Genomic DNA, 16,034 nt, shown 5'->3' with positions numbered 1-16,034 from the left:
TCGCGGTACTAATTGAGCCCCCTCACGAATCTCCGGTCACCTCGACCGGGATCACAGGGGATCAAGTCCATGACGCTCGCTAGCTCCGGCACGCCGCTCATCGCCAAGGTGTACCTCGGCCACTCCGACGGCCATCCCGGTCCGCAAGGCCGCCTCCTCCTGACGGGAGCGGCACGATGCAGGACCTGATCTGGATCGCGATCCTCGGGGGGCTGCTGGCGGCGACGCTGGCCTATGTCCGCCTACTGGACAAGGCGTGAGGTGCAGCCATGACCATCGACCTCTGGCTCGCCGCCCTCACCGCCCTGGGGCTTCTCATCTACCTCGTGGCGGTGCTCATCCGCCCCGAACGCTTCTGACACGGGGAGCGCAATCATGACCATCCAAGGCTGGATACTGATATTCGCCTTCGTCGGCATCCTGCTGGCGCTGACCAAGCCGGTGGGGCTCTGGCTCTTCGCGCTGTACGAAGGCCGCCGGACGCCGCTTCACGCGGTGCTCGGCCCGGTCGAGCGCGGGTTCTACAAGCTGGCGGGGATCGACCCCGAGGCCGAGCAGACCTGGCAGCGCTACGCCGTGCACATGCTGATCTTCAACGTCGTGCTGCTGTTGCTGACCTATGCCGTGCTGCGGCTGCAGGACGTGCTGCCGCTCAACCCGCTCGGCTATGCCGCGATCGGTGCCGACGGCGCGTTCAACACCGCGATCAGCTTCACCACCAACACCAACTGGCAGTGGTATTCGGGCGAGGCGGCGATGTCGAACCTCAGCCAGATGCTGGCGCTGACGATCCATAACTTCCTCTCGGCGGCCACCGGCATCGCCCTCGCCTTCGCGCTGTTCCGCGGCTTTGCCCGCCGTCAGGCGACTGGCATCGGCAACTTCTGGGCCGACGTCACGCGCGTGACGCTGTACCTGCTGCTGCCGATCTGCGTGGTCTACGGCCTGTTCCTGATTGCCAGCGGCGTGCCGCAGACGTTTGCCGGCTCGGTCGACGTCGCCACGCTCGAAGGCGTCAAGCAGACCTTGGGCCTCGGCCCGGTCGCCTCGCAGGAAGCGATCAAGATGCTCGGCACCAATGGTGGCGGCTTCTTCAACGCCAACTCCGCCCACCCGTTCGAGAATCCGACCGCGCTGACCAACCTGGTCCAGATGGTCTCGATCTTCCTGATCGGAATGGGCCTGACCTGGACCTTCGGCAAGGCCGTGGGCGACACGCGGCAGGGTTGGGCGATCCTGACGGCCATGCTGTGCTTGTTCCTCCTGGGCACGGCCGTCACCTACTGGGCGGAGGCGGCGGGCAACCCGATCCTCCATGGCCTCGGCGTCGCCGGCGGCAACATGGAAGGCAAGGAAGTCCGCTTCGGCCTCGCCGCCTCCGCCCTCTTTTCCGTCGTCACCACGGCAGCCAGTTGCGGCGCGGTCAACGCCATGCACGACAGCTTTACCGCGCTCGGCGGCATGATCCCGCTGCTCAACATGCAACTGGGCGAAATCGTCGTCGGCGGCGTCGGTGCGGGCATCTACGGCTTCCTGCTGTTCGCCATCCTCGCGGTCTTCGTCGCCGGGCTGATGGTCGGCCGCACGCCCGAATATGTCGGCAAGAAGATCGAGGCGCGCGAGGTCAAGCTCGCGGTCCTGGCGATCGCGGTGCTGCCGCTGTTCATCCTGGGCGGTACGGCGCTGTCGGCGGTGTTCGAGGCCGGCCTGGCCGGTCCGCTCAACAAGGGCCCGCACGGCTTCAGCGAGATCCTCTATGCCTTCACCAGCGCGGTCGCCAACAACGGTTCGGCCTTCGCCGGCCTGACCGCGGGCACGCCCTGGTACAACGGCCTGCTCGGCGTCTGCATGTGGGTCGGCCGCTTCTTCGTGATCGTGCCGATGCTCGCCATCGCCGGTGGCCTGGCCGCCAAGAAGCACACCCCGGAAAGCGCGGGTTCGTTCTCGACGACCGGTGGTCTGTGGATCGGCCTGCTGGTCGGGATCATCCTGATCCTGGGCGGCCTCACCTTCCTGCCGAGCCTCGCGCTTGGCCCCATCGCCGATCATCTCGCGATGATCCGCGGTCAACTCTTCTAAGCGGGACGCCACACCATGGCTCAAGCATCCAACAAATCGCTGTTCACGGCGGAACTGATCGTTCCCGCCATCGGCGGCGCCTTCCAGAAGCTCGATCCGCGCGAGCTGATCCGCAACCCCGTGATGTTCGTCACGGCGGTCGTGGCCCTGCTCCTCACGATCCTGCTCGTCGTCGGCCACGACACCCTGGGCTTCGCCTTCAAGGCGCAGCTCGCGGTCTGGCTCTGGCTGACCGTGCTGTTCGGCACTTTCGCCGAGGCGCTGGCCGAAGGCCGCGGCAAGGCGCAGGCCGCCTCGCTGCGCGCCACCAAGGCCGAACTCGTCGCGCGCCGGCTCAAGAACGGGATCACCGAAATGGTCCCCGCCAGCCAGCTCCGCGCCGGCGACGTGGTCCTGGTCGAAGCCGGCATGGACGGCGGCGACCTGATCCCCGCCGACGGCGAGGTGATCGAGGGTGTCGCCTCGGTCAACGAAGCGGCGATCACCGGCGAGAGCGCGCCGGTGATCCGCGAGGCCGGCGGCGACCGTTCGGCCGTGACCGCGGGTACCCGCGTCATTTCGGACACGATCAAGGTACGCGTCACGGTCGATCCCGGCCAGGGCTTCCTCGATCGCATGATCGCGCTGGTCGAAGGCGCCGAGCGCCAGAAGACGCCGAACGAGATCGCCCTGACCATCCTGCTCGTCGGCCTGACGATCATCTTCCTGATCGCCGTGGGCACGATCCCGGGCTTCACGAGCTATGCCGGCGGCAACATCCCCGTCGCCATCCTGGCCGCCCTGCTCATCACCCTGATCCCGACGACGATCGCCGCGCTGCTCTCGGCCATCGGCATCGCCGGCATGGACCGCCTGGTGCGCTTCAACGTGCTCGCCAAGTCGGGCCGCGCGGTCGAGGCCGCGGGCGACGTCGACGTGCTGCTGCTCGACAAGACCGGCACGATCACCATCGGTGACCGCCAGGCCAGCGAGTTCCGTGCCGTCGGCGGTGCCGCGCAGCAGGAGCTGGCCGAAGCCGCGCTGCTCGCCAGCCTCGCCGACGAGACGCCCGAAGGCCGCTCGATCGTCGTCCTCGCGCGCGACAGGTTCCGCGTGTCGCAGGCCGAACTGCCGGCCGGCGCCGAAGTCATCCCCTTCACCGCGCAGACCCGCATCTCGGGCGTGAAGCTGGGTGACACGGTGATTCAGAAGGGCGCGGTCGATTCGATCCTCAAGGCCAATCCCGGCTTGGGCGAGACCGCTGCCGCGACCGAGCTGCGCCGCGTGACCGACGAGATCTCGCGCCAGGGCGGCACGCCGCTGGCCGTGGCGCAGGATGCCGGAAACGGACCGCGCCTGCTGGGCGCGATCTTTCTCAAGGACGTGGTCAAGGCCGGCATCCGCGAACGCTTCGGCGAACTGCGCCAGATGGGCATCCGCACGGTGATGATCACCGGCGACAACCCGCTGACCGCCGCCGCCATCGCCGCCGAGGCGGGCGTGGACGATTTCCTCGCCCAGGCGACGCCCGAGGACAAGCTAGACCTGATCCGCAAGGAGCAGCAGGGCGGCCGCCTCGTCGCGATGTGCGGCGACGGCACCAACGACGCTCCCGCCCTCGCCCAGGCCGACGTCGGCGTGGCGATGAACACGGGGACCCAGGCGGCGCGCGAAGCCGGCAACATGGTCGATCTCGACAGCGATCCGACCAAGCTGATAGAGGTCGTCGGCCTCGGCAAGCAGCTGCTGATGACGCGCGGCGCGCTAACCACCTTCTCGGTGGCGAACGACGTGGCCAAATATTTCGCGATCATCCCGGCCATGTTCGTCGCGCTCTATCCGGGGCTCGGCGTGCTCAACGTGATGGGCCTCGAGACGCCGCAGAGCGCGATCCTCTCCGCGATCATCTTCAACGCGCTGATCATCCCGCTGCTGGTGCCGCTGGCACTCAAGGGCGTGGCCTACAAGCCGATGGGCGCGGGGCCGCTGCTGGCGCGCAACCTCGCGGTCTACGGCCTTGGCGGCCTGATCGCGCCTTTCGTCGGCATCAAGATCATCGACCTGGCCGTCGGCGGCCTCGGTCTGGCCTGAGGAGATACTACCATGGGCAACGACTTCACCTCTTCGCTGCGACCGGCGATCGTCATGGCGATCCTGTTCGCGATCCTTCTCGGAATCGTCTATCCGCTGGCCATGACCGGCATCGGCCAGACCCTGTTCCCGTCGCAAGCCAACGGCAGTCTTCTGCGCGACGCGAGCGGCAAGGTGATCGGTTCTACCGTAATCGGCCAGGCCTTCACCTCCGATCGCTATTTCCAGACGCGTCCTTCGGCCGCCGGCAAGGGTTACGACGGCCTCGCCTCGGCCGGCTCCAACCTCGGCCCGACCGCGCAGGCGCTGACCGACCGCGTGAAGACCGACGTCGAAAAGCGTCGTGCCGAAGGCATCACGGGCGGAATCCCGGCCGATCTCGTAACGACGAGCGGCTCGGGCCTCGATCCCGACCTGTCACCCGCCGCAGCGCTCGCGCAGGTCTCGCGCGTCGCCAGGATCCGCGCCATACCCGAAGCCGCAGTCCGCGCGCTGGTCGAACGCCATGTCGAGCATCCGATCGCCGGCGTGCTCGGCGAAGACCGGGTGAACGTCCTGGCGCTCAACCAGGCACTCGACAAATTGGCCGTGAACGGTTCGGGCGGAACCCGTTGACGGACAGGGACCGACCTGCGCCCGAAGCCTTCCTGCGCGCCGCCGCGCAGGAAGGCAGGGGCAAGCTCAAGATCTTCCTCGGTGCCGCCCCCGGTGTCGGCAAGACCTATGAAATGCTCTCCGAAGGCGCCGCCCGGCGACGGGCCGGCGTCGATGTCGTGGTGGGGGTGGTCGAAACCCACGGCCGCGCCGAGACCCAGGCGCTGACCCACGACCTCGAAATCCTGCCGCGCCGCAGCGAGCCCTATCAGGGTCGCGTGCTCGACGAGATGGATCTCGACGCCCTGCTCGAACGCCGCCCCCAGCTGGCGCTGGTCGACGAGCTGGCGCACACCAATGCCCCCGGCAGCCGCCACCCCAAGCGCTATCAGGACGTCGAGGAACTGCTGGCAGCGGGGATCGACGTCTACTCGACGATCAACGTCCAGCATATCGAGAGCCTCAACGACATCGTCGCCTCGTTCACCCGCATCCGCGTGCGCGAGACCGTGCCCGACAGCGTGCTCGAACAGGCAGAGATCGAAGTGGTGGACATCCCACCCGACGAGCTGATCGAGCGGCTCAAGGAGGGCAAGGTCTACCTGCCCCACGAGGCGACGCGCGCGCTCGGGCATTTCTTCTCCAAGTCCAACCTTTCCGCGCTGCGCGAGCTGGCGCTGCGCCGCGCCGCGCAGGCGGTGGACGCGCAGATGCTCGAGCACCTGCGCGCCAATGCGCTGGGTGGCACCTGGGCGGGTAGCGAGCGGATCGTCGTCGCGGTCAGCGAACTGTCGGGCGCCGACGGCTTGGTCCGCGCCGCCAAGCGCATCGCCGACGCGCTGCACGCGCCCTGGACGGCGGTTCACATCGAAACCGCGCGCACGCGCCAGTTCGACCCCGAGGATCACAAGCGCGTCGCGGCCGTGCTGGCCTTGGCCACCCAGCTCGGCGGCCAGGTCGCCACGCTGCCCGCGGCCAGCGTGACCGAAGGGCTCAAGACCTTCCTGACCGATGCCCGCGCCACCCAGCTGATCGTCGGCAAGTCGTCGCGCTCGCGCCTGTTCGAGCTGCGTCACGGTTCGGTGGTCGATCGGCTCGTGCGGCAGACGCCCGACGTGGCCGTCCACGTCCTGCCGCTCAAGCCCGCCACGGCCGACGTCCCGGCACGCAGCCGCAAGCGCAAACGCAGCCTGGGCGACTGGGGCGCCCCGTCGGGCTACGTCTACACCTCGCTGATGGTCGCCGGCGTGACGGCCGCCGGCTCTTCGCTGTTCCACATTCTCGACCTGGGCAACGTGGCCCTGCTCTTCCTGCTGCCGGTGATGGCCGCGGCCAGCCTGTTCGGCCTGCGCACCGGCCTTTTCGCCGGCTTGCTGTCGAGCCTCGCCTACAACTTCTTCTTCCTACCCCCCACCGGCACGCTGACCGTCAACAATCCCGAGAACGTGATCTCGATCATCGTCCTGCTCGGCGTGGCGGCGGTCACCAGCCAGTTGACCTCGCGCGTGCGCCTGCAGGCCGATCTCGCCGCGACGAGCGCGCGGACCAACGCGGCCCTGGCCGGATACCTGCGCGAAATCACCGCGCTCAATGACGCGGACGAGGTCGCGCGCGCGGCCTGCGTGGAGATCGCGCGACTGCTGGCGGTCAAGGTGGTCCTGCTCAAGCAATCCGAAACCGGCTTCGCGATCCAGGCCGCCAGCGAAGCGGGCTTCGACCTGGAAACGATGGAACTGGCGGCTGCGCAGTGGGTCAGCGACACGGGCCAGCCGGCCGGTCGTGGCACGGCGACGCTCACCGCCTCCGACTGGCGGTTCCAGCCGCTCCAGGCCGGTGAACGCATCCTTGGCGTGCTGGGCCTCGCCCGCGACGACGGCGGCGATCCGGTGCGTTCGGATCAGCTCGCCCTGCTCGCGAGCCTTATCGATCAGACCGCGCTGGCGCTCGAACGGCTGCGGCTCGAGACCGAGATGCGCGACGTCGACACGGTGCGCGAGCGCGATCGTCTGCGTGCCGCGCTGCTCTCCTCGGTCAGCCACGATCTGCGCACGCCGCTGACCTCGGTGCTCGCGGCTGCGGCGGAACTGCGCCGAACGCGGGAGGATCCCTTGCTCGAGACGATCGAAAGCGAGGCCATGCGGCTCAACCGCTTCGTCGCCAACCTGCTCGACATGACGCGGGTGGAAGCCGGCGCGCTCAAGCTCAACATCGAACCCGTCGATCTCACCGATGCCGTCGCCAGCGCCGTGCACGATACGCGCCGCTCGCTCGAAGGCCACGCGATCCAACTCGAAGTCGCGCCCGACCTTCCCTTGGTGCGGGTCGATCCGCAGCTGTTCCATCACTGCCTGCTCAACCTGCTCGACAACGCCGGCCGCTATGGCAATCCGGGCTCGCCGATCACCGTGCGCGCCGAACGGCGCTACGACGACCTGCTGCTCTCGGTCCTCGACGAAGGCGTCGGTGTGCCGCCCGGCCGCGAGGACGAAGTCTTCGAGACGTTCAGAAGGCTGGAGGGATCGGACCGCTCGATCAGCGGAACCGGCCTTGGACTGGCCATCGTCAAGGGCTTTGCCGAAGCGATGGGAATGACGGTCAGCGCCACGAACCGTACCGACCGAACCGGCGCGGTCTTCACGATCGGTTTTCCCGAGCGCCTGCTCGTGCGCGGCTCGGATCAGGAGCTCGACATATGAATGCGATCCGCGTGCTACTCGTCGACGACGATCTCCATATTCGGCGGCTGTTGCACAGCACCCTCGAACGCGGCGGCTACGAGGTGATCGAAGCCAAGACCGCCGCAGAAGCCCTGGAGCTCGCGGCCCGGCACCAGCCCGAGGCCGTGCTGCTCGACCTTGGCCTGCCCGATCGCGACGGCCTCGAGATTATCCAGTTGCTGCGACAGCGCACGCCCGCACCGATCCTCGTCATCTCGGCACGCGAAGCGACCGATCACAAGGTCGCCGCGCTTGATCTCGGCGCGGCCGACTACGTCACCAAACCCTTCGACAGCGACGAGGTGCTGGCCCGGCTCCGCGCCGCCTTGCGCGACCGGCTTGCCGTCCAGGGCGCGGCGCCGATCGTGAACGCGGGCCAGGTGACGATCGACCTCACCAATCGCGCGATCACCCGCGGGGACGAAGAGGTCCACCTCACCCGCAAGGAATTCTCGGTGCTGCAGCAGCTTGCCCAGCATCCAGGCCGCGTGGTGACGCATCAGAAGATCCTCGAAGCCAACTGGCCGCACGAGGCCGATCGCCGGGTCGACTATCTGCGCATCGTCATCCGCAATCTGCGGCAAAAGCTCGAGGACGACCCGGCCAGCCCGCGGCTCATCATCAACGAGCTGGGTGTCGGATACCGCCTGATCGCCGATCTCTGAACACGGCGATCGGTTCGTCCGATTGCTATGAAATTACTACGCCAGGGGCAGCGCCTGCGGCTCGAATCCATATTGCCGCACCGTTAGATGAAGCGCCGCAACGACGGAGTGCGGCATGCCCAAGGTACGGCAAAATCTGGCGACGGATCTGCTTTTGCGGGTCCTCGGCCTGGGGCTCATGGCGATCTCCGGCTTGGCCGCCGCAGGCCTCGTCGCCATGGTGCAGACGCCGCCTGCCCACGAAGGCTCCCCGGCCGAGATGGGCCTCGCCGCCGTCGCATTCCTCGGCGCGAGTGCCGGGGTCATTCTGTCGTCGCTGGGCGCGCACATCTTCGACGAGGTCGCGATCTCTCCCCGCTGGGCGCTGAGGCCCCTGCCTAGCGATCGAGCAGGTCGGCGACCATCGCGAGCAACTGCTCATCGGTGAAGGGCTTCATCAGGACCGGGATGTCGCGAGCCGACAGCTGCTGCGATTGCGCCTCGTATCCGGTGGTCACGCCCCATGGGATGCCGAGCTCTTCGCAGCGTTCGCCCACGTCGTACGAAAAGGTCCCCTGGATGTTGAGGTCGAGCAAGGCCGCATCCACGCGCGCGCCGCGCAGCAAGGCCAGGGCTTCCTCGACATTGGGAACCGGGCCGACCACGTCGTAGCCCGCGTCGGAAAGAATCCCCTCGACGATGAGGGCCGGCAACATCTCGTCTTCGAGCAGAAGGATCGTACGACGCGGACGTTCGGCACCGGCATCATCCATGGAACGCGTTCCTCCCATGCTTAGAGGCGAGCGACGTCTCCCGAGCAAACGAACCCCCGAACAATTCGGCGACATGCCCGGCAAAGCAATAGACCCATCGCCCCCAGTATTAGACTTTGGTCTAATCGCCCTGGTGTGAGCCCCGGGAAGAGCACCGTAGCGCTGCATCCAAATCGACCGTCATGGATCGCTCATTGCGTGATCGTGAAAGTCAGGCCGTAGGTCCTGCGCGGAGAGCTTCGCACGTTGTAGTAGCCGGTGGGTCCGAAATAGCGCCCGACGTTCCCGTCCGAGACCACCTCGATCGTCTCGCGCGCGACCAGCCGGTTGCCCCCGAGCAGGTTCTTGGCGAACAAGCCGAGCGACCATCGATCGTCGGGATCCTTGATCCCTGCGAACAGGTTGACGATCCCATATCCCGCGATCGCGGCGTTGCCGTCCTCCTGGCGATTTTCGGGATAGAGCGAAAATTGCCCGCGCAGGTAGGCGTCGACGCGGCGGGAAACGGGAAAGCCGTATTCGCTCTGCAAGCCAAGATTCCACCGCGGTGTCTGCGAGATCGTCCGATTGCTCAGGCACTGCGCGATCCGCAGTCCCGCAGCAGCGAAATCGGCAGCGGACGGCACCACCGCGTCGGTGCGGCCGTCGAAATTGCCATCGTTGCAGGGGATCGGAGCATTGTCGATCCGGCCCCGGGCATAGCTGAGGCCCCCGGCGATCACCCAGCGTGGGAGAAGATGGAAGGCGAAATCGAGATCGACACCTTCGACGATGGCATCGGCGTTGGTGGTGAAGTTGAACCGCACCACCGAGGGCGGGGAGACGCCGTTGTCGGACAGGTAGTAGGTCGGCGTGCCGCGGAAGATCAGCCCCTCGAAGGTCTGACGGTAGACCGCCAGACTGAAGCGGCCGCGATGATCGGGCAGTGTCACTTTCAATCCGGCCTCGAGCGAGGCGGACCGCTCGGGGCGCAGTTCCGTCAGCCGCCGGAGGACCGGATCGCCGGTGCCGCCATCGCTGCCGCGCCCGCCATTGGTGATGCCGACGCTGACCGGGCCATCGCGCCACGACGTGCCATAGGAGACGTAGGCCATCAGACGATCGTCGAAGTGCCGGGTGAACTGGAGATTGTAGACGAAGGGATCGCGCTCACCGCGTTCGACGACGGCCGCGCCGGAAAGACCCGCGGCGATGGCGGCATCGCAAAAGCCGGGATAGGCGGCACTCAGCGTCTGTCCAGGCGCGCACCCGTCAGACGCCGCCGGCACCAGTTCGATCCCGCCGGGCAGACGCGAATTCCGCGTGGTCGAGTTCTTGCCGGCGGCGATGTAGCGACCGCCGATCGCCAGCTCCGTCCGATCACCGAAATGCACGGTGAGATTGCCGAACAACGAGGTTTCCCAGGTGTTGCGCGAACGGTCGAGCTGGCTCGCCGAGCTGTACCGCGCGATCACGGGCCCGAACGGAGACGGCGCGCCGAGCGGCGAACCGAAGGCGCCGCGATCGAAACTCGGGCCGCGATTGCTCGCGGTTTCGCCCCTGGTGCGCGAGTGGAACAAGCCCGCGGTATAGTCGAAAATGCCGGCCAGGCGCTCTTCGGATTCGAGCCGGACTTCGTGGGTCCAGTAGCGATTACGACTGGTCGTGGTCACGTCGTAGTCGTAACCGGGGAGCAGATTTCCGGCATCGCCCGGACGCAGGCTCAGGTTGCGGCTGTTCGCATAGCTACCGACATAGATCAGCCGTTGCCCCCCGAAACGCCAATCGATCCGGCCGATGAGGACATCATAGCGATCGGTCGAGCGGAACGGGACTTCGGCGATCGCGCGGCGGTCCTGCGCCCGCAGGACCGGTCCGTTGAACCCGGCGGCCAGGCGAACCGGCTCGGCATAGCCGGGCGCCATGAAAACGCCGCCGGGCGAACCGGTGCCGGCGACGTGGGGGAAGGTCCCCATGTCCTTGTCGAGATGCTGGTACATCACCGTCGCCGACAGGTTGGGAAGCGGCTCGGCGCGCAGCGTTGCCCGTACCGCATGGGTCCGCTGCCAGGGCTTCGCGGGATTGCTCACGCTCCGCACCCCGTCGTAATCGTTGTGATCGACCAGCCCCGCCACACGGAGCGCGGCCGCTCCCTCGATCAGCGGCATGTTGAGCGCCGCGTTGGCGTTCACCCCGCCGAGGTTCGTGGCGGTCGCCTCGAGGTAGCCGCCCCACGCATCGATTTCGGGCTCGCGCGTCGTCAGCGTTATCGCGCCGGACGGTGCCGCGCGTCCCCGCAGAGTGCCCTGCGGACCGCGGAGCACTTCGATCTGCCGGGTGTCGAACAGCGACTGGAACAGGAAGCCCGAGCTGACCGGCGCGTCGTTGAGATAGAACTCGACCGTCGGACTGGCGGCGCTCTCGGTGGCGAAGGTAACGCCCCGCATCGAGGCCGTGTTGCTGAAGCCACGCGCACCGCTGGACAGATCGAGACCCGCCACCAGGTACTGGAGATCTTCGAAACGTTGAACGTTGAAACGCCGCAGATCGTGCGCGGTCACGGCGTTGACGGTCTGCGGCACGTTCTGCTGGATTTCCTCGCGGCGGCGCGCCGTGACGACGATCGTCGCCGGGTCGGTCATCGCCACCGGGGGACGGGGCCGCGGAGCAGCGGCCGCCGCGCGCGGCATTGCGCTCGTCCGGTCGACGAAGATCACGAAGACCCCGGAAGCCGTCGTCCTGACATTCAAGCCCGAGCCCGCGAGCATGCGGCGAAGCGCCAGGAGCGGTGGGTAGGTACCGGCGACCGCGCGCGAAACCCTCCCGCGGACGAGGTCGGGCGAGAACAGGAGCTGCCGTTTCGCCTGGCGAGAGAATTCGAGCAGCGCGCCGTCCAGGCGTTGCCCCGGAATCTCGATCTGCACGGCGCGGTCCTGCGCAGATGCTACAGCAGCATGCCCGACGCCAAGCGTCGCAGAGACGAACAGGGCGGCGCACCGCGCGGACGAGCAGGTCATGCGATGGCTCGCCGCAGCGCGCTGGGGCCGATGCAAACCATTTCCTCAGACAGCACCCGCATGCCGGCTTTCCACTCGGCCATGTCCCCTCCCGCACCTTCACTGGCGACAGAATCGGCGGAAGTGCAAGTGGTTTCGCCGCGGTAACGCGGCATCGAACCGAGCCGGACCGGAGCGATCCGCACTGGATCGACGTGAGAAAGATGCGATAGAGGCCGGCGATGCGGGATCTCGTCAAACCACCGAAGCCAATCGTTACGGCTCCGGAACGAACGCCATTCGCGACGGTACAGGCCGATCCCGATGCCGGCTTCATGCTGAACGCTCCGCACGCGAACGCGCCGCTCGTCGTGTCCTTCGCCTTCGTTTCCTGGGAAAGCCTGCCGGCCTTCGATTTCGTCGGCCGCGTCCAGAAGATGAGCGCTGCGACGCAGCGCCCGATCAACTGCCTCTACCTGCGCGATAGTGCAAACCTCTGGTATCAGCATGGCATCGCCGGGCTCGGCCGCAACGTTCACGAGACGGCCGCGCGCATCCGGCAGTTGATCGAGGCCGTGCGCCCGACTTCAGTCACCATGGTCGGCCAGTCGATGGGCGCCTACGCTGCCGTGCTCTACGGCGCCCTGCTGGGCGTGGACCGCGTCCTGGCCTTCGGGCCGCTGTCCTACCTGCGTTCGGACTGGGCCCGGCGCGACGACGACCTGCGCTGGATCGCCGTCATGGAGGCGCTGGAGCGGCATCCTCCCTCACCGCTCTATGACGATCTACCGGCCCTGCTCTCAGGCCTCGACGCGCTGCCCGAGATGCAGCTCGTCTATGGCACGGGAGCCGAGACCGACGGCAGCACCAACCTCGATCGGCTCCACGCCGAAAGGTTCGCGCAGGTCGAAGGGGTGCGGATCATGGACTTTCCGCAAGCGCCGCATGCGGTGGTGAAGTGGCTGATCGACGAGGGCAGGATGGATGCGCTGCTCCAGACCTGCCTGCTGGCCGAGCCCGGAACACCCCGGCGGGCTTTGGCGGCACCGCCGCCGTCCGCGGGGACGAGCCACCATCCGTCGTTCAACGACGAATGGCGCACCTGGATCGCGGAGAACCTGTTACACGGCGTCGATCCCGCCGACCTGCTCCTGGATCTCGCGGCGCAGGATTTTCATCTCGCCGAGGCACAGCGTGAAATCGACAAGGCTCTGCGCAGCCCTTACCTGGCCCCGGCCTTGCGACCGAAGGCGCCGGCGGCATCCTAGGGTGACCCCGTTCCGATTGTCGCGTTGCGGCATCGCTAGAGGCAAATGCGTATCCATCTGCGATGCCGCGGTTTGATTCGCCGACCGTGGCCAACGGGTACCTGACAGCTATCTCCGCGTGCGATTTTCACGACGAAGCCATTTTGGACGCAATCAGCGGACGTCCGATTTTCCCCATAGAACCAACGATTTGTGCGATGCAGCATAAATCTTGCTCATACTGAGCAGGTGCGGAAATATTACGCTTGACCACATTCGTAATATCCATACCTTATCCCTTGTCGCCCATCAAAGTAGGGCGGGGGCTCAACACAAAAGAATACCAGAACGACCACAAGGTGCCGGCATAGCCAGAGCGCCAAGGGAGGGATGTCACTTCACGATAGGCTCAAACAGCTAGGGGTCGGAGTGACTTATGAGATTGATTCGAAACACTTTACTTTCTGCGACCATGCTGATGGGCGTGAGCGCGACGCAGGTCTATGCGCAGGATGTCGCCGTCACCGCCAAGGATGAGGGTGACGAAATCGTGGTCACGGCAACCCGCCGCGCCACTTCGCTGCAGGACGCGCCGATCAACATCAGCGCGCTGAGCTCGCAGGAGCTTTCCAAGCAGCGCATCGACGACGCCAAGGGCCTCGCGGCCTTCACGCCGGGCCTGACCGTGGCCGAAACCGGCCCGCGCTCGGCCGGTACGATCATCATGCGCGGCATCTCGTCGTCGGATGCCGGCAGCGGCGCCAACTCCAACAGCGCGGTCGGCGTCTATCTCGGCGAAGTGCCGCTCTACCTCGACTTCAAGCTGCTCGACATCGCCCGCGTCGAAGTGCTGCAGGGACCGCAGGGCACGCTCTACGGCCTGGGCACCCTGTCGGGTGCGATCCGCTACATGCCCAACCGTCCGGACAGCAGCGACTGGTCGATCGACGCGCACCTCCGCGCCTTCGGTCAGTCGCAAAGCAAGGATGCGGGCATCAACGGCGACGTCACGATCAACGTGCCGATCGTGCAGGATCACATCGCCTTCCGTACGGTCGTGGGCTACTACGACAACCCTGGCTTCATCGACTACAACTACCTGCTCAAGCAGCCCGGCGTGTCGAATCCCCAGCCGGTCCGCGGGACGACCGCAGCCCAGGCCGGCCTCGGCACGGCAGCGCAGCAGGCCGCCAACTTCTACTCGAAGAAGGACCTCAACTACGAGCGCACCTTCACCACGCGCAACCAGCTGCTCCTCGAGCTGAATCCCGATGCGAAGCTGTACCTGACCTATGCGCACCAGCAGACGAAGACCGGCGGCACGCAGACGGTTCAGGCCGGCGTGCTGGGCACCGGTCGCTATGAATCGGCCAAGCGCTACCAGGAACCCGTGACCCGTACGTCGGACCTGTTCGCGGCCGAAGCGAACGTCAGCCTCGGCTTCGCTCAGGTGGTCGCCACCTCGGCCTGGACCAAGCAGACCACGGACACCTTCGGCGACCAGACCGACCTGCTGCTCGACCTGAACTATGGCTACGAGGCATTCCCGAACTATTCGGCCTATACCCAGTCGAACAACCGTACGAAGCAGTTCAACGCCGAACTGCGCCTGGTCTCGAGCCATGGCGGCCCGTTCAGCTGGGTCATCGGCGGCTTCTACAACAACATGCGCACCGGTTCGAACGGCAAGGAAGTGCTGCCCGGCTACGTCGCCTGGTACAATTCGACCCGCGCCGGCACGATCGTTCCGAGCACCGGCCTGCCGCGCCCGCCGATCAATCGCCCCGACGACCTCGAATACATCTCCTTCGTCAATACCCAGACCAAGGAAAAGGCCGTCTACGGCGAGGGCACGTTCAGCATCACCGACAAGTGGCAGGTCACCGGCGGCGTCCGCTACTTCAAGTACGACGCCTTCGCCGAGGGCGGCACGGACACCCCGCTGACCGCAAGCGGCCAGGTCCGGACCCCCTACCCCCTCGCCCAGATCATCCCGAGCCGCGTCCGGTCGGGATCGACGGCAGCCGATGGTTTCGTGTGGAAGGCCAACACCTCGTACAAGTTCAGCGAGGACCTGATGACCTACTTCACCTACAGCAAGGGCTACCGCACGGGTAACGTCAACCGCGTCGCACCGTGTATCATCCCGCTGCCGGCCGGTCAGAACGTCTGCGCCCTGCCGAGCGAACTGGCCTATCAGCCCGACAAGACGCGCAACATCGAACTCGGCGTCCGCGCCTCGCTGCTCGACAAGCGCCTGCAGCTGACCGGCTCGGTCTACCACGTCAAATGGACCGGCCTCCAGGTCCCGTCGCGCACGGTCAATGGTGCGGTCGGCATCACCGTCAACGGCAGCAGCGCAGTGTCGAAGGGTGTCGAATTCACCGCAAGGGTCAAGGTTACGCCGAACCTCTCGCTCCAGGGGAACTACAGCTACACCGACGCCTATCTGACCGCCGACGCCCCGGGCCTCGTCGTCAGCCAGGGCAAGTCCTACGGCGCCTTCGCCGGCGACCGCCTGCCGGGATCTTCCAAGCACGCGGGCTCGGCGCAGGTCACCTACACTCAGCCGCTCGCCAACGGCAACGAGATCGAGGCGAACTGGGCTGTCGCCTACAAGGGCGACGTCTACTCGCGCATCGGTCTGCGCGGTAACGGCGAGGTCATCCCCTCCTACACCACGCATCGCGCGTCGATCACCTATCGCGCCGAGCATTTCGACTTCGGCATCTACGCCGACAACATCTTCAACAAGTACGCCATCACCGGAATCAGCAACGACATCAGTTCGTTCAACCAGGTCCGCAATGGCATCGTCGAGCGTTACTATGCCCAGAATATCCTGGCACCGCGCCGCGTCGGCGTAGACTTCCGTTTCCGATACTAATACTCCGAACTATCGGGGCCTGTCGTTCAGGCGGGCCCCGACTTCTTG

At 66.5% G+C, this 16,034-nt stretch carries 12 protein-coding genes; 9 read left to right on the top strand and 3 right to left on the bottom strand.

Annotated elements, in window-relative coordinates:
* Positions 1-269: 269 nt before the first annotated feature.
* From kdpF to OLX23_RS16910, 7 genes are all read left to right on the top strand, one after another.
* Complete coding sequence (gene kdpF / locus OLX23_RS16940; RefSeq protein WP_184060222.1) at positions 270-359, top strand: K(+)-transporting ATPase subunit F; 90 nt, start codon at positions 270-272, stop codon at positions 357-359.
* A gap of 16 nt (positions 360-375) precedes the next feature.
* Positions 376-2,079: a potassium-transporting ATPase subunit KdpA gene (gene kdpA / locus OLX23_RS16935; protein ID WP_264446194.1), complete on the top strand. Its 1,704-nt coding sequence runs from the start codon at positions 376-378 to the stop codon at positions 2,077-2,079.
* 15 nt (positions 2,080-2,094) lie between these two features.
* Positions 2,095-4,149: a potassium-transporting ATPase subunit KdpB gene (gene kdpB, locus OLX23_RS16930; protein WP_264446193.1), complete on the top strand. Its 2,055-nt coding sequence runs from the start codon at positions 2,095-2,097 to the stop codon at positions 4,147-4,149.
* Between the two features lie 12 nt (positions 4,150-4,161).
* Entirely contained in the window at positions 4,162-4,764 is a 603-nt protein-coding gene (gene kdpC / locus OLX23_RS16925) for a potassium-transporting ATPase subunit KdpC (RefSeq protein WP_264446192.1), read from the top strand.
* Entirely contained in the window at positions 4,761-7,439 is a 2,679-nt protein-coding gene (locus OLX23_RS16920) for a sensor histidine kinase (RefSeq protein WP_264446191.1), read from the top strand. Before kdpC ends, OLX23_RS16920 begins: the two co-directional genes overlap by 4 nt.
* Positions 7,436-8,125, top strand: a complete 690-nt coding sequence (locus tag OLX23_RS16915) for a response regulator (protein ID WP_264446190.1) — start codon at positions 7,436-7,438, stop codon at positions 8,123-8,125. The genes OLX23_RS16920 and OLX23_RS16915 overlap by 4 nt, the downstream gene beginning before the upstream one ends.
* Before the next feature lie 115 nt (positions 8,126-8,240).
* A complete protein-coding gene (locus OLX23_RS16910; protein WP_264446189.1) occupies positions 8,241-8,552 on the top strand; it encodes a hypothetical protein in 312 nt (103 codons plus the stop codon).
* Here the strand turns inward: OLX23_RS16910 and OLX23_RS16905 are convergent.
* Together OLX23_RS16905 and OLX23_RS16900 are read right to left on the bottom strand one after the other, a co-directional pair.
* Positions 8,503-8,877: a response regulator gene (locus OLX23_RS16905; protein ID WP_264446188.1), complete on the bottom strand. Its 375-nt coding sequence runs from the start codon at positions 8,875-8,877 to the stop codon at positions 8,503-8,505. The two genes, OLX23_RS16910 and OLX23_RS16905, sit on opposite strands and share 50 nt — an antisense overlap.
* A gap of 191 nt (positions 8,878-9,068) precedes the next feature.
* On the bottom strand, positions 9,069-11,780 hold the full coding sequence (locus OLX23_RS16900) for a TonB-dependent receptor plug domain-containing protein (RefSeq protein ID WP_264446187.1): 2,712 nt from the start codon (positions 11,778-11,780) through the stop codon (positions 9,069-9,071).
* A gap of 314 nt (positions 11,781-12,094) precedes the next feature.
* On the opposite strand from OLX23_RS16900, the gene OLX23_RS16895 reads away from it, so the two are divergent.
* The gene (locus OLX23_RS16895) at positions 12,095-13,120 is read left to right on the top strand and encodes an alpha/beta fold hydrolase (RefSeq protein ID WP_264446186.1); all 1,026 of its coding nucleotides are present in this window, start codon (positions 12,095-12,097) and stop codon (positions 13,118-13,120) included.
* Positions 13,121-13,247: 127 nt separating this feature from the next.
* Here OLX23_RS16895 and OLX23_RS16890 read toward each other — a convergent pair whose 3' ends face one another.
* On the bottom strand, positions 13,248-13,388 hold the full coding sequence (locus OLX23_RS16890; RefSeq protein WP_264446185.1) for a hypothetical protein: 141 nt from the start codon (positions 13,386-13,388) through the stop codon (positions 13,248-13,250).
* Between the two features lie 147 nt (positions 13,389-13,535).
* On the opposite strand from OLX23_RS16890, the gene OLX23_RS16885 reads away from it, so the two are divergent.
* Positions 13,536-15,986 carry a TonB-dependent receptor gene (locus tag OLX23_RS16885; protein ID WP_264446184.1) on the top strand — a complete coding sequence of 817 codons (2,451 nt, stop codon included), beginning with the start codon at positions 13,536-13,538 and terminating at the stop codon, positions 15,984-15,986.
* Positions 15,987-16,034: the final 48 nt, after the last annotated feature.

This window comes from Novosphingobium sp. JCM 18896 (genome assembly GCF_025938095.1).
Lineage (GTDB): Bacteria > Pseudomonadota > Alphaproteobacteria > Sphingomonadales > Sphingomonadaceae > Novosphingobium.
Note: the sequence above shows the minus strand (reverse complement) of the source record. Positions and strands in the feature narration are given on the sequence as shown.